The sequence below is a fragment of the Prosthecobacter fusiformis genome, from assembly GCF_004364345.1.
GTDB lineage: Bacteria > Verrucomicrobiota > Verrucomicrobiia > Verrucomicrobiales > Verrucomicrobiaceae > Prosthecobacter > Prosthecobacter fusiformis.
Genome location: NZ_SOCA01000002.1, coordinates 655,005 through 669,116, shown reverse-complemented (window position 1 = coordinate 669,116; position 14,112 = coordinate 655,005). Strand labels below are relative to the sequence as shown.

The 14,112-nt window shown below is 56.0% G+C and carries 10 protein-coding genes; 9 read left to right on the top strand and 1 reads right to left on the bottom strand.

From position 1 onward, the window contains the following. Positions 1-101: 101 nt before the first annotated feature. The 4 genes from dusB to smc all read left to right on the top strand — a co-directional run bounded on the left by dusB (position 102) and on the right by smc (position 6,651). Positions 102-1,121 carry a tRNA dihydrouridine synthase DusB gene (dusB, locus tag EI77_RS08595; RefSeq protein WP_133794696.1) on the top strand — a complete coding sequence of 340 codons (1,020 nt, stop codon included), beginning with the start codon at positions 102-104 and terminating at the stop codon, positions 1,119-1,121. Positions 1,122-1,177: 56 nt separating this feature from the next. Next, positions 1,178-1,720: a hypothetical protein gene (locus tag EI77_RS08590; protein ID WP_133794694.1), complete on the top strand. Its 543-nt coding sequence runs from the start codon at positions 1,178-1,180 to the stop codon at positions 1,718-1,720. A gap of 42 nt (positions 1,721-1,762) precedes the next feature. Continuing rightward, a complete protein-coding gene (locus EI77_RS08585) occupies positions 1,763-2,479 on the top strand; it encodes an N-acetylmuramoyl-L-alanine amidase family protein (RefSeq protein ID WP_133794692.1) in 717 nt (238 codons plus the stop codon). A 179-nt stretch (positions 2,480-2,658) separates the two neighbouring features. Then, positions 2,659-6,651, top strand: coding sequence for a chromosome segregation protein SMC (smc, locus tag EI77_RS08580; protein ID WP_133794690.1), 3,993 nt, complete (start codon positions 2,659-2,661; stop codon positions 6,649-6,651). Here the strand turns inward: smc and EI77_RS08575 are convergent. Then, positions 6,626-7,366, bottom strand: a complete 741-nt coding sequence (locus tag EI77_RS08575) for a 3-keto-disaccharide hydrolase (RefSeq protein WP_133794688.1) — start codon at positions 7,364-7,366, stop codon at positions 6,626-6,628. The genes smc and EI77_RS08575 overlap by 26 nt on opposite strands. Positions 7,367-7,504: 138 nt before the next feature. Here EI77_RS08575 and trpA point away from each other — a divergent pair, with 138 nt between their 5' ends. The 5 genes from trpA to EI77_RS08550 all read left to right on the top strand — a co-directional run bounded on the left by trpA (position 7,505) and on the right by EI77_RS08550 (position 14,088). Continuing rightward, entirely contained in the window at positions 7,505-8,320 is an 816-nt protein-coding gene (gene trpA, locus EI77_RS08570; RefSeq protein WP_133794686.1) for a tryptophan synthase subunit alpha, read from the top strand. Between the two features lie 18 nt (positions 8,321-8,338). Further along, positions 8,339-9,151 (top strand): diaminopimelate epimerase, encoded by an 813-nt coding sequence (gene dapF, locus EI77_RS08565; RefSeq protein WP_133794684.1) that lies wholly within the window; start codon positions 8,339-8,341, stop codon positions 9,149-9,151. A 20-nt stretch (positions 9,152-9,171) separates the two neighbouring features. Then, entirely contained in the window at positions 9,172-10,050 is an 879-nt protein-coding gene (dapA, locus tag EI77_RS08560; RefSeq protein ID WP_133794682.1) for a 4-hydroxy-tetrahydrodipicolinate synthase, read from the top strand. A gap of 81 nt (positions 10,051-10,131) precedes the next feature. After that, positions 10,132-12,645 (top strand): PSD1 and planctomycete cytochrome C domain-containing protein, encoded by a 2,514-nt coding sequence (locus EI77_RS08555; RefSeq protein ID WP_133794680.1) that lies wholly within the window; start codon positions 10,132-10,134, stop codon positions 12,643-12,645. Positions 12,646-12,675: 30 nt separating this feature from the next. Beyond that, entirely contained in the window at positions 12,676-14,088 is a 1,413-nt protein-coding gene (locus EI77_RS08550) for a DUF1501 domain-containing protein (RefSeq protein ID WP_133794677.1), read from the top strand. The last annotated feature ends 24 nt before the right edge of the window (positions 14,089-14,112 follow it).

The following is a 14,112-nucleotide window of genomic DNA, read 5'->3' as shown; positions in this document are numbered from 1 at the left end:
TATTGATTATCCATCGTATTTTACCGGATCATTCGAACGCTATCTGACCTGGAGAGCAAGCACGAACCTTGCCCATTGCACAACTGCGCTTATTCTAAAAGATGCTTCCTTGGCTGAACAGTGATCGTTTTCCTCTCTACCTCGCCCCGATGGCGGGAGTCACCGATGTGACTTTTCGCGGTCTATGCAAGGATCTGGGTGCAGATGTGGTGGTCACTGAATTCGTCAGTGCGGAAGGTATTCTGCAGCGGGATGACCGGACGCGCCACTATACGGACTTTGAAGATGGCCAACGACCGCTGGGCGTTCAGCTCTTTGGTGCCGACGGGGTTCGTATGGGAGAGGCGGCGAGGAAGATCATCGATTGGAAACAACCCGACTTCATCGACATCAATTTTGGCTGCCCCGTAAATAAGGTGGTCTCTAAAAACGGCGGTTCTTCCCTCCTGAAAAACTGCCCCATGCTGGCGGAGGTGGCTCGTGAGGTGGCCAAAGCCGTGCCCATCCCGGTGACGGCGAAAATGCGTATCGGGTGGGATGCCCAAAGCATCAATGCCGTGGAGGTGGCTAAAATCCTGGAAGACTGTGGTATTCAAGCCATCACGGTCCATGGCCGCACGCGGGCGCAAGGATATACCGGACAGGCGGACTGGGAAGTGATTGGCCAAGTGGCAGATGCGGTAAAAATACCCGTCATCGGCAATGGCGACATCGCCAGCGGGATGGATGTGGAGGTGCGCCGGGCGCAAACAAATGTACGGGGCATCATGATCGGCCGGGCCGCGATGGCGAATCCATGGGTTTTCCAGGAGGCCAAGCAATACCTGGAAACCGGCGTGCATGCTACCCCAGCCACAGTCGAGCAGCGTTTTGCCTTCATGCGGAAGCATTGTGAACTGGCCATCGCAAGGAGCAATCGGGGTGGGGAATTTGAGATCGTGCGCTCGATGCGTTCACGCCTGATGGGATATACCCGCAGCATTCCCGGCGGTAAATTTTTACGCGGACGGTTTGGCCAGATCGGCAGCCTAATGGAACTGGATGACATCCTGGCTGAATATCAACGCCAGAGCCATCGTTTTCACTCACGGCCTGAGCCGGATGAAGATGTGCCGGCTTAAATAAATTGTCCTGCCATATGTCTTGGCAAGGGCCTGCTTCGGAGGCATGATACCCCATGGCCGATGAGACTCCCCCGCCTATACCCCGTGACCTCCATTGCGAATACGAGGAGCGGCCGTTCCGTCATTGCACCCGATGTGGGGAAACCCTGGAGGATGACCGAGGTGGCTTCCAAATTTCCAAGGCCTATAAACAGGGCGAATGCGTGATGGAATACGCGCTGTGTGACCATTGCCGCATCAGCATGATGGAAGAGTTTTCCCAGGAGTCCAAAAAGCGCCTGGCCGAATATCAGGATGAGAATGTGGATCTGCATCGGGGGCTGCATCATTGCTCCGTCTGCGGCATTCGGCGCGGGGATACGGGTGTGGACGATTTTGTGATCACCGGCATCTGCGAGGGTATCAATCTCCTGCACAGCATCATGGTCTGCGGCAAATGTGGAGATGGGATCCAGGAGCTGATCTCCGTCAAAACACGAGATACATGGCGGCGTTTTGTGGATGAAAATTTCCCCGGCCCTCCAGGCGAAGGAGAATACCCAGAGATCGAGGAAACCCCGGTGCAATCTATGGCGGTCTTTTCGCCGCAAGGCTGAGCAAGGAACTGGCACGCCCCTTGCATTCAATCGCACCACATCATGCCACTGACCCGCCACCTCGCCGCAGCCCTCCTTTGCCTTTTTCTAGTCGCTTGCGGAAGCGCCCCGCGTTTAAGCCAGCGCAGCATTTATGGGGACCGGCCCGGGCCCAAGGGATTTAATACTGTCATTATCGATGCTGGACATGGCGGCAAGGATTCGGGTGCGCGTGCTCGTGGCTTAGTGGAAAAACAACTGGCTCTGGATGTGGCCAAGCGGCTGCGCAGTGAGCTCTGGCCCGGCTATAAAGTGGTGCTGATGAGGGATTCTGATTTCTTTGTGGACCTGGATCAACGCGTGGCCAGGGCCAACCGTTATGGCGATGCCGTGCTGGTGAGCATTCATTTCAATTATGGCAGCCGCTACCGCGCCGGGCCGGAGACTTATTACTGGCGCAGCGACAGCTATGCACTGGCCAAACGAGTACAGCGAAACCTTTCCGCCCTGGCTCCTTACGAACGTGATAATGCAGGCCTCGTACGCCGACGACTGCGTCTAACCCGAAATCCTGCCCTGCCCTGCATTCTCGTAGAATGCGGATACTTGACGAATGCGAAGGAGGCAGCCCTGGTAGCGACTTCTTCCTACCGAGAAAAATTGGCTGAAGCGATTGCACGTGCGATCAAGGATCAAGCCCGTGATGGCGATGCAGGCATGGGACCAATTCCACGGCCCATCTACGCGCCACCGAGCAAAGCAGGTGATGCGCGGGGATGAATGGGAGGAGGTTGTGTTTATTCACAACGAGGGGATCTATTCACAGGAAAACGAACCCTCTAAATCCCATATATTGTTTAATGAGTATTAAATAAACACAAGATGTGGTAAAATATTCGCTTCTTGCTTGCTCTAAGGTGGCGAAAGCAGGCACTTTCACCTGTTAACCTTTCGCCATTATGTACCTCAAGAGCCTCACCCTTCACGGCTTCAAGTCCTTTGCGGACAAGACGCATTTTGAGTTTCACAAAGGAGTCACTGGCATCGTGGGTCCGAATGGTTGTGGCAAATCCAATGTGGTGGATGCCATCCGCTGGGTGCTGGGGGAGACATCGGCCAAGGCCCTGCGTGGTGAGGAAATGGCGGATGTTATTTTCAATGGTACGGATAAACGTAAGCCAGTGGGTCTAGCAGAAGTGGTGCTGACCATGGCCGACTGTGAGCAGGCACTGGGAGTGGCATATAACGAGGTGGCCATTTGCCGACGAGTCTTCCGCGATGGGCGCAGCGAATACCGGCTGAACAATACGGTGTGCCGACTGAAGGACATCAATGACCTGTTTTCAGGAACGGGGATTGGCCGACAAGCATACTCCATCATGGCTCAGGGCCAGATTGACATGCTTTTGAGCTCAAAGCCGGAAGATCGACGCATGGTTTTCGAAGAGGCCGCTGGCATCACCAAATTTAAAGGCCAGAAAAAGGAGGCTCTGCGCAAGCTAGAATATACGGAAGCCAACCTGCTGCGCGTGGCGGACGTCATCGCCGAAGTGAAGCGACAGATGGGCACGCTCCAGCGCCAAGCGGCAAAGGCACGCCGTTATCAGACCTTGCTGGATGATGTGCGGATGTTCGACACGCATCTGGCTCACCGCCAGTATAGCGAATACAGCGCAGAAAAGGCCGAATCTGAAAATCATGTGCGCATGATGACGGAGCAGCTTGAGCAATTGCAGCAGCGCCTGCAAACCACCGAGCTAGAAGCCACCGAAACGCGTGAGGCCTATCACTCAGTCGAATCTCAGATCAACCAGCTCCGCCAACAGTCGCAGGAGCTGCGCAGTCAGGTGCAAAGCGCCGAGGGCCGCATCGGGTTTAACAATGAGCGTAACGAAGAACTTCACGGCCGCATCCGCCAGAATGAGGAGCAGATCACCCAGGGGCAGCACCATTTGGAGCAGCAGCGGCAGGAGATGATCAGCGCGGATGAGCAGCTCATCAGCATCCGTGAAAACATCGAGACAAGGCAGATTTCCCTCAATGAGCACCTGAGCATTCACAATGCCATCCTGCCTGATCGCAGCCGGCTGGACAGTGACCGGAGGTCCGTACGGGAATCCATCCGCCAATTCGAAGGCCAGATTGCCTCCGCCGATGCGCGGGCGCAGTCGCTGACCAACCAAATCACTGCGGACCGCCAGCGATATGAGACCCTGGCTCATGACCGGCAGGTCTCCGCCGAGGCCAAAGAAACCAGCCAGATCGAATTCGACAATCTTCAAAAGGAGATCCAAGACCTGGAAGAAACGCGCAACGAACTGGATGAAAAAGCGAAGTACTGCGCGCGCGAAATCATCGAGAAGCGCGGCCAGAGGGATGCCCTCAATGAAGAACTGACAGAGCTGCAACGTGCCGTCACCCAGCGCCGGTCCCGCATCGAGATTATCGAGCAGCTTTTGCAAAAAGGCGAGGGCCTGGCTGAAGGTACTCAGCAGGTCTTGAAAGGCCTGGACAATCCAGAGGTCTATTCCGTGGGTGTGCGCGGTCTCCTGGCTTCCGCCATCGAAGTGGAACCGCGTTTCATCGCCGCCATTGAAGCTGCCTTGCGAGATCATTTACAGGCCGTACTTCTCACTGACAGTGAGCTGGCCTCACAGATACTGGACCGGCTGTCTAACAAAATGCTTGGCAAGGCCGCCCTGCTTCCGCACGACTTCGCCACCATGCGGGCCGTGCCGGACCGGCAACTGGTGCCTGAAGGCGGCATTGCGTGGGCGATTGACAAAGTGAAGGCTCGCCAGGGCGTGCAAGAGCTCACTGACAGACTGCTGAACAATGTGCTCATCGTCGATGATCTGCACACCGCACTGCGTCTGAAAAAGCAGCTTCGCGATGTGGCCATTGCCACTTTGCAGGGTGAATTCATCGCCGCTGACGGCGTCATCCATGGCGGTGCGACGAAAGAAGAAGCCGCCTCCATGCTGCGGAGAGAGGCCGAAGTACGCACCCTGAAGGTGGAGCTGGAAGGATACGAGTATCAGGTCCTGGAAAAGGAAGACGCTGTGGCCCAACTGCGCGCCCAGGTGGAAGACATGCAGCGAGAGGAGCTGACTCTGCGGGAGCAAAGCCAGCGCGCCCGAGAAGGCTTTTCACAACTCACAGGCAAGCTTTCGGTCGTTCAGCGTGCACTCCAGCAAGCCTCCACAAAACTGGAAAGTGTGGAGTGGGATCAAAACCAGATCACCGGACGCATCCAAGCCGCCGAGGCCCAGATCGCCTGGCAGAGGGAGGAATCCACCGTGGCCCAGGAGCAGCTCGAAGGAGCACGCATCCACGAAGGCGAGCTGGAAATCGAAATGGAGGCTTTCCTTCGGCGTGAACTTGAATCCAGCGAGCGTCTCAATGAACTCCGCACCGCGCTAGCTCTGGAGCAAAGTGCCCTGCAATCGCTGGAGCGGCAGAAAGCGCCGATGGCCACGCGTCTGCATGAACTGGAAGCGGCGATTCAGCGCTTCGATTTGGAGATCAATACTTGGCGCAGTCGCATCGAGCAAGGGATGGCAGAAAACGCCCGTTTCGCCGAGCAGGTAGAATCCCAGCGTGGGGCGATTGAGGCCATTGATGAACATTTACAAAACAAGACTGAAGAGCGTGCAGGCGCCTTCGAGCGTGTGACTGAACTGGAAAACCAGCTCGTCCAATTGCGCCAGCAGACCTCCGGACTCAGCGATTCCCGCAACCGCATCGAGGTGCAGCTTACCCGCGTGGATCTGCGCCTGGAAAACCTGATCAATCAGGTGCAGGAGCGTTACGCCTTCCACATCTCGGCCTTTGAGCCGGACTATCACGCGCTCATGTACAGCATCAGCGAGCAGAAGAAGTCACGCGGTCGCGGCGGTGACAAGCGCAAGTCCTCGACCACTGCTTTCAATGAGGCCGTGCAGGAAGTCACTGCTCAAGACACCGCTGAAGAGCAACAGAATGAAACGGAGGAGGCCGACGAATCCTCAAGCGCAGCCACTGACATGCCAGTGGTCGATGCGGATGAAGTGGACCTGGATGCCATTGAGATTCCTGGTGAAGAAGGTCACCCAGATTGGGATTTCGTCAGCGAAGTCGTCGGTGAATTGCGGCAGAAGCTGGAAAGCATCGGCGCAGTCAACCTGGATGCCATTCAGGAATTTGAGGAGCTGGAAGAGCGTCACAACTTCCTCGATACCCAGCACAACGATCTGGTGAATTCCAAGGAAGAACTTCTCCAGGTCATCGCCAGGATCAACGAGACCACGAAGATCATGTTCTCCGAGACTTTTGAACTCGTGCGTGGCTTCTTCCACAACAACTTCCGCGAGCTGTTCGGCCCCACGGCGAAAGCTGACCTCATGCTTACGGATGACACGGATCCGCTCGAGTCTGGTATCGAGATCATTGCCAAGCCACCTGGTAAGAAATTGCAGACTATTTCCCTGCTCTCCGGGGGTGAACGCAGCATGACGGCCGTGGCGCTGCTCTTCTCCATCTATCAAGTGAAGCCCAGCCCCTTCTGCGTACTGGACGAGCTTGATGCTCCGCTGGATGAATCCAACATCTCCCGCTTCCTGAAGATGCTGGACAACTTCATCGATAACTCCCAGTTCATCATCGTGACGCACAATAAGCGCACCATGAGCCGCGCGGACGTCATCTATGGAGTGTCGATGCAGGAATTTGGCATCAGCAAACCGATCGGCGTACGCATGACCACGGAGGATACCCGACCACCGAAGCAGCAAGAGCTGCGACTGGATGCCGAGGTGGCTGCCGAGGAAAGTCATCATGGCGATGAACCTCTGGAGGAAGCACAAGAGGAGCCTGTGCTGGCATCGTTGGCGGGTCTGGCGATAAAGCTACCTGGAGCAATTCAGGAAGCTTTACCTCTTCAAGACCTTACTTCTTTTCGCTCAAGATCTTAGTCGCTTCTTCCTTGCCAATCTCGCGAATGAAGAGATTGCGCCAGCGGATTTCACCGCCGTGGGTTTGCAGCATCAAGGGTCCGGTGGCTGGAAGCGGCTGGGTTTTATCCCAATAGTTTTCCATCTTGGCGGCATCCACCACCAGCTTGTCATTCAACCAGACCCAGGTCACATCGCCAATCTGGCGGATGCGAAAGCTGTTCCACTCGCCAAAAGGTTTATCGGCGACCACCAGCGGATCACGACCTGGGGTTTTCGGTGTGTTGTTAAAGAGGCCACCGGAGCCGAGCTTGGGATGGCGGTCCGGCTTTTTGGCATCATCAGGCTGGTTGATGTCCCAGATCTGAACCTGGGGTGTGCCCCGCAGGTAGATGCCGCTGTCCGCTTTGGCCACGGTCTTGTATTCGATAAGAAATTCGATGTCGCCAAAGGCTTCATCCGTGGTGGCATAGGGACCTGTGCCGACATTTACCAGCTCGCCATTTTCCACATGCCAATGCTTGGCAAATTCCGCGCGCATTGCTTTCAAGGCTTCGTCTTTTTTTGCGTCCTTGAGTTTGACGACGGAATGAGGGTTCAAGCCGTGCCAGCCAGTGAGATCACGCCCATTAAAAAGGGTACGAAAACCGGGAGGAGGAGTCGGTTCGGCACCTGAAGAGGAGAGAGAAATGGAACCCAAAAGGGTGAGAAAAAGAGCGGCAGGAGTGAATTTCATGAAATGAGAAGGGTGAAAACGGATACCGAACCCCGTCAAATGCGTCCGGGAGTGGCCAGGATTCAGCTTTTTGTGTCTGCTGAAGTGAAGCCGTCCAGTTGCACAGATGAAAGGGACGCGCTAAATACACAGCCCTCCATGTCCGCCCCAACCAACCGCATTGACCGCCATTTCGCTGAGCTACGCACCTCCGGCAAGCGCGCTTTCGTCGCCTATATCTGCGCAGGAGACCCGACTTTGGACATCACGGTGGACATCGTGCTGGCCCTGGAACGTGCCGGGGTGGACATCGTGGAACTGGGCGTGCCGTTTTCCGATCCCCTCGCTGACGGCGTGGTGAACCAGATGGCGGCAGACCGGGCACTGAAAGCCGGAGCCACCTTTCCCAAGGTGCTGGAGATGGTCCGCAAGCTGCGCACCCAGTCCCAAATCCCTCTGGTTTTCTTCACGTATCTGAATCCGGTCTATACTTATGGTTATGAGCGCTTCCATATCGACGCCGCTGCGGCGGGTGTGGACGGAGTGCTGGTACTTGACCTGCCCCCGGAAGAGGCTCTGCAAAACGCCGAACTGAAGCCCACGGCAGAATTGCGTCACATTCAGCTTATCGCGCCGACTTCCCCCCGTGAGCGCATTGACCTCATTGCGAAAAACGCGGAAGGCTTTGTCTATTACGTATCGCGTCTGGGCGTCACTGGTGCGCAGGTGGAAATCGCCAGCGGCATTGCCGAGCAGGTAGCTCTGATCAAGGAATCCACGGATGTACCGGTCTGTGTCGGCTTTGGCGTTTCTAATCCGGAGCAAGCCGCAAAGGTGGCCAGCATGGCGGATGGAGTCGTGGTCGGCAGCGCCATCGTCAAGCTTATCGAGAAGAATGGTGCCGCCGCCGATCTGGCCGATCAGGTGGAAGCCTTTGTGAAACCTCTCGTCGCCGCCGTGAAAGCCCTGGCGTAACCTTTTTTAATTCATCACATGACCCTGAACTTCTGGAAAATGAACGGTGCCGGCAATGACTTCGTCATGCTGGACAATCGCGACCTCGCCCTGTCCCTGTCCACGGAGCAAATTGCCCAGCTTTGCGACCGCCATCGCGGCATCGGTGCGGATGGCCTTCTCTGTGTGGAGCCTGCCACTGAAGGCGGCGACTTCAAAATGCGCTACTACAATGCGGATGGTAGTGAAGCTGAGATGTGCGGCAATGGTGCGCGCTGTTTTGGCAGCTTCGTCAACCGGTTGCATGATGGCAAGCTGACACTCGTCCGTTTTGAAACCCTGGCCGGGATGATCTCCGCCGAGTTTGAGGGTGACCAGGTGCGCATCAACATGAGTGCTCCCCATGGCCTGAAACTGGCCACGGATCTGCCCGTCGCAGGTGATGTACTGACCGTGCACAGTGTGAACACCGGCGTGCCTCATGCTGTCGTTTTTGTGGAAGATCTGGATACCGTGCCCGTGAAGGCCTGGGGTGCCGGGCTTCGATATCACGACGCCTTCAAGCCTAAAGGCACCAATGCGAACTTCGCCAAAGTACTGGCCCCAGGCAGCATCTCCATCCGCACCTATGAGCGCGGGGTAGAAGATGAGACCCTGGCCTGCGGCACGGGCATGGTGGCCTGCGCTCTTATCCATCACGAACTGACGGGTGCCCCCAGCCCCGTCACCGTCTTGGTGAAGGGCGGGGATACCCTGCGTGTCGGCTTCACAGAAAATCCCCCCCACGAATACACTGACGTGACCCTCTTCGGCCCTGCGGATTTTGTTTTCCAAGGCACGGTTACGCTATAATCTTTTCCACTCCCTCAATCATGTTCGCAGGAACCCACACCGCCATTGTCACCCCCTTCCGTAACGGCCAGCTCGACGAGGAAGCGCTCAAAAAACTTGTCGATTTCCAGTTCGATAACGGCGTCTCTGGCGTGGTTCCTTGCGGCACCACCGGGGAATCTCCGACCCTGGATTATGACGAGCATGAACAGGTGGTGAAGCTGACGGTCGAATTTGCCAAAGGTCGTGGCATCGTCATGGCGGGCACAGGCTCCAACAGCACCCGTGAGGCCATTGAACTGACGCAAGAAGCGGAGGCTGCTGGTGCAACGGCATCTCTCCAGGTGGCTCCTTATTATAACAAGCCGACCCCGGAAGGCCTGTATCAGCATTTCAAGGCCATCGCCGACAATACCAAGCTGCCGATCATGCTGTATAGTATTCCAGGACGCTGCGGCATTGAGATTGGCCTGGATGTAATCGTGCGGCTTGCCGAAAGCTGCCCGAACATCCGCGCCATCAAAGAGGCAGGCGGTAATCCTGAGCGAGTGAGCCAGATGAAGCAGCTCCTGCCGGGAGAATTCGAAATCCTGTCCGGTGATGACGGCCTTACCCTGCCCTTCATGTCCGTGGGTGGCGTTGGCATCGTCAGTGTGGCCTCCAATCTTATTCCAAAGCAGATCAGCGACATGGTGAAACTGGCATTGAAGGGCGATTACGCAGGCGCGTTGGGTATCCACCAGCAGTATTACCCGCTATTCGCTGCTTTCTTGAAGCTTTCCACCAATCCTATCCCGATCAAAACGGCGATGGCCCTGGCCGGTCACTGCACCGACGAGTTGCGTCTGCCGCTGGTGCCGATGGAGGCCGCCAAGGTCGAAGAGCTCCGCGCCACACTAAAGAGCCTGGGCTTGGTCTAATTAAAAGTGAGAGTCGGGCATTATCCCGCGCAACTTCCATGGCCTAACTGTGTTTCAGGAAACTGAAACGCTGTTTTGGCCATGAAGTTTTTCTCACTCTGCATCTTTGCTTTCAGTTTAGCGGCATCCTCTGCCCTGGCGGTGGAAGCCGCGATGGCTGATCATGCAGGCATACCTGCGGATCAACTGAGCTTTTTTGAAAAGAACATCCGTCCAGCACTGGTGGAGCATTGTTATCAATGCCACTCCGCCGAGGCCGAAAAAGTCAAAGGAGGACTCACCCTTGATACACGGCAAGGCACTGTCTTAGGCGGCGAATCTGGGCATCCAGGGGTGACTCCTGGCAGCCTTTCCGAAAGCGCGATTTATACGGCCATGACCTGGGCGGATGAAGACATGCAGATGCCACCGAAGACGAAGCTGCCGGATGAAGTAATCGCCCATTTTCGCAAGTGGATCGAAATGGGTGCCCCGGATCCCCGTGAGCAAATCATCCCCAATGCCAGCGGAGGCAAGCGTGAGATTAATATGCAGGAAGGTCGGCAACACTGGGCATTCCAAAAACCGGCAAGCTCTGCCGTTCCTGATCTCAAAGATGAAAGCTGGGCACGTTCCACCATTGATCAATGGATCCAGGCCGGACTGGAGAAAGCCGGTTTAAAACCAGCCCCTGATGCAGACCGCCGGACGCTCATCCGCCGCATCGCCTTTGACCTCACCGGACTGCCGCCTACGCCAGATGAGGTGGAAGCGTATGTCAAAGACACATCGCCTGAGGCCACCAAGCGTGTGATTGACCAATACTTGGACTCCTCTCGTTTTGGCGAGCGCTGGGGGCGGCACTGGCTGGACATCGCCCGGTATGCTGAGAGCAGCGGCAAGGAGGTCAACCTGCTGTATCCACATGCCTGGCGTTACCGCGACTACGTGATTGATGCCTTCAACCGCGACAAGCCTTACGACCAGTTTTTGAAAGAGCAGATCGCCGGAGACCTGATGCGCTATGACAACAAACGCGACCAGGCAGAAAAGATCGTCGCCACCGGCTTCCTGGCCATCGGTCCCAAAGGTCATAACAACCGCGACAAAAGGCAATTCACCATGGATCTGGTGGATGAGCAAATTGATGCATTATCGCAATCTATGTTAGGCCTCACCCTGGCCTGTGCTCGCTGTCATGACCACAAGTTTGATCCTGTGACGCAACGTGACTACTATGCGCTGGCGGGCATCTTCCTGAGCAGTGAGACTCTTTTCGGCACTTATCGCCAGTTGCAGAACCAGAATACCAGCACGCTGATTGAGCTGGACCCCGCTGCCGCGCAGGTCTCCGCCCTCGCTGCTCTGCCCAAGGCGGATTATGCGACCCTGAAACGCAATTATGATGAAGCCTTGAATACGGCAAACAACATTCGTGACCAAGTGCGCAGCATGAGTTCAGGGCAACGCGACAACAATGCTCAGAATTTCCTCCGCGTGCGCAGTTCTGCCGATCGGGCGGATGCCATCAAAGCGGATCTCGATCAATTTCATGCGGATGGCAGCCCGCGCACGCTGGCCATGGGCTTGCTGGATAAGGATAGTCCTGTGAACAGCCCGCTGCTGATTCGCGGTGACCTGAAGCAGCCTGGAGACACTGTGCCACGCGGTTTGGTGGAGGTATTGTGCGCTGAAGGAGAACCCCGCAATATCAGTGAAGGCAGCGGACGACTGGACTTGGCTTTCTTCATTGCTTCCAAAGAAAATCCCCTCACCGCTCGCGTGATGGCGAACCGAATCTGGTTGAAATTGATGGGCAGCGGCCTCGTCGCCACTCCAGATAACTTCGGCCTCATGGGACAGAAACCCACCCATCCCGAACTGCTGGACGAACTCGCCCTCTCATTCATGGAGCAAGGCTGGTCGGTCAAACAGATGATCCGAGAGATCATGCTTTCCCGCAGCTATCAGATGGCCTCTGCTTATGATGATCAAAACTTCGCCGTGGACCCAGATAACAAACTGCATTGGAGGATGAATCAGAGACGGCTGGATGCTGAAGCCATCCGGGATGCGATGCTCGCCGTGTCTGGAAACCTCAATCTTTATCCCATTGATGGTTCTCCTGTCGCCAGAGCAGGAGAAGGACGCGAAGGTCTTTTCTCACTTTTTCGAGAGATCAGCACTCAACCTTATAGCTACCGCAGCATCTATCTGCCGATCATCCGTGACCAGATCCCCGAGGTCCTCAGTGTCTTTGACTTCCCCGATGCCAGTCTGGTCAATGGCGAACGGGATACCACCAACGTTCCCGGACAAAGCCTGTTTATGATGAACAATCCACAGGCTCTCAGTGCTGCGGATGCATTTGCCTCCAGGGTGGCCAAACACCCTGGCACGCCATTGGAGAAGCTGACTTACGCCTTCCAACTCGCCTTTGCCCGTTTTCCCACCGAGCAGGAAATGACATCCATCAAGAGCTTCTGGATGCGATTTCCCCAACAAGCCGCAGAGGGTAAGAACACGCCATCGGAGAAAGAAAAAGCGCAGATGGCCACCCTCTCCGCCTTTTGCCAGAGCCTCATCGCCAGTGCTGAATTTCGCTATTTAAACTGATCCTTTGTTAGTCCATTCAAACCTATCGCCATGAATGCTCCATCAAACCGCCGTCAGTTTCTAAAAACGACCTCGAATGGCTTCGGATACCTCGCATTTGCCGCACTGGCCCAGCAGCAGGCCCTGCGTGCCGGATCACCTTTGGCCCCCAAAAACCCGCATCTCCAGCCCAGAGCCAAACATGTGATTTTCCTATGCATGCAGGGTGCGCCATCGCATGTGGACCTTCTCGATTACAAACCCAAACTCACGGCAGATGACGGCAAGAGTGCCCCTGCCCTGGCGGGCCGTTATGGTCAGGCCAAACTGATGGGCTCCCCCTGGAAATTCAACCGCCATGGGAAAAGTGGACTCTGGATTTCCGAATTGCTGCCCAGCCTGGCCAAGCACGCCGATGACCTCTGCGTCATCAATTCGATGACCACGGATGTGCCAGCTCATCCGCAGGCTTTCACCCAGTTGCACACAGGCACCACGCAATTTGTTAGGCCATCGCTCGGCTCCTGGGCTCTTTACGGACTGGGCACCCAGAATGAAAATTTACCCGGCTTCATCACCATCAATCCGCCAGCCAATGCCACCCGCAGCTACGGCAGCGCCTTTTTGCCCGCCATTTACCAGGGGACAAAGATCGGGGGCAATAGCCTTCCTGGCGGTGGAGCCTTTGCCCGACGTTATAACGGAGCGGCAGAGGAGACCAGCATCGCCAATGTCAAAAACGACCGTTACAGTCTGGATACCCAGCGCACCCAGTTGGATCTGGTGCAGGCATTAAACCAGTCCCGAATGGCCGCAGATGGCGGAACAAGTGCGGAAGTGGAAGGCGTCATCGAATCCTATGAGCTGGCTTTCCGCATGCAGGCGGAGGTGCCAAAAGTCCTGGATCTCAGCCAAGAGACAGATGCGACCAAAGACCTCTACGGGATTGGCAACGACAATACGGATACCTTTGGCAAACAATGCCTCATGGCGCGCAAGCTCTTGGAAGCAGGCGTGCGCTTCATCGAGATCACCCATGGAAACTGGGACCAGCACTTCAATCTCAAGACCGCCCTACAACGCAATTGCGATGCCATCGACACCCCTGTCGCCGGATTGCTTCAGGATTTAAAACAACGCGGCCTGCTGAAGGATACACTGGTCATCTGGGGCGGAGAATTTGGCCGCACCCCGCATAGCCAGGGTGATGATGGCCGCGACCATAACAATAAAGGATTCACCCTATGGATGGCCGGAGGCGGCGTGAAGGGCGGCATGAATTATGGCAAAACCGACGAGTACGGATACGAAGCCGAGGAAAATAAAATGCACATCCACGACTGGCACGCCACAGTCCTACATTTGCTTGGCCTGGACCACGAAAAGCTGACCTATCGCTATGCTGGCCGCGACTTCCGCCTGACGGATGTCTATGGCACAGTGGCGTCCGAGATCATGGCTTAAATCAAATGCATGAGGCGGGTAGGG

Bases quoted from the DNA above. Each gene is read 5' to 3' on its own strand.
- EI77_RS08575 (WP_133794688.1), bottom strand. From the start codon at position 7,366: ATGAAATTCACTCCTGCCGCTCTTTTTCTCACCCTTTTGGGTTCCATT.
- dapF (WP_133794684.1), top strand. From the start codon at position 8,339: ATGACCCTGAACTTCTGGAAAATGAACGGTGCCGGCAATGACTTCGTC.
- trpA (WP_133794686.1), top strand. From the start codon at position 7,505: ATGTCCGCCCCAACCAACCGCATTGACCGCCATTTCGCTGAGCTACGC.
- EI77_RS08590 (WP_133794694.1), top strand. From the start codon at position 1,178: ATGGCCGATGAGACTCCCCCGCCTATACCCCGTGACCTCCATTGCGAA.
- EI77_RS08555 (WP_133794680.1), top strand. From the start codon at position 10,132: ATGAAGTTTTTCTCACTCTGCATCTTTGCTTTCAGTTTAGCGGCATCC.
- dusB (WP_133794696.1), top strand. From the start codon at position 102: ATGCTTCCTTGGCTGAACAGTGATCGTTTTCCTCTCTACCTCGCCCCG.
- EI77_RS08585 (WP_133794692.1), top strand. From the start codon at position 1,763: ATGCCACTGACCCGCCACCTCGCCGCAGCCCTCCTTTGCCTTTTTCTA.
- smc (WP_133794690.1), top strand. From the start codon at position 2,659: ATGTACCTCAAGAGCCTCACCCTTCACGGCTTCAAGTCCTTTGCGGAC.
- EI77_RS08550 (WP_133794677.1), top strand. From the start codon at position 12,676: ATGAATGCTCCATCAAACCGCCGTCAGTTTCTAAAAACGACCTCGAAT.
- dapA (WP_133794682.1), top strand. From the start codon at position 9,172: ATGTTCGCAGGAACCCACACCGCCATTGTCACCCCCTTCCGTAACGGC.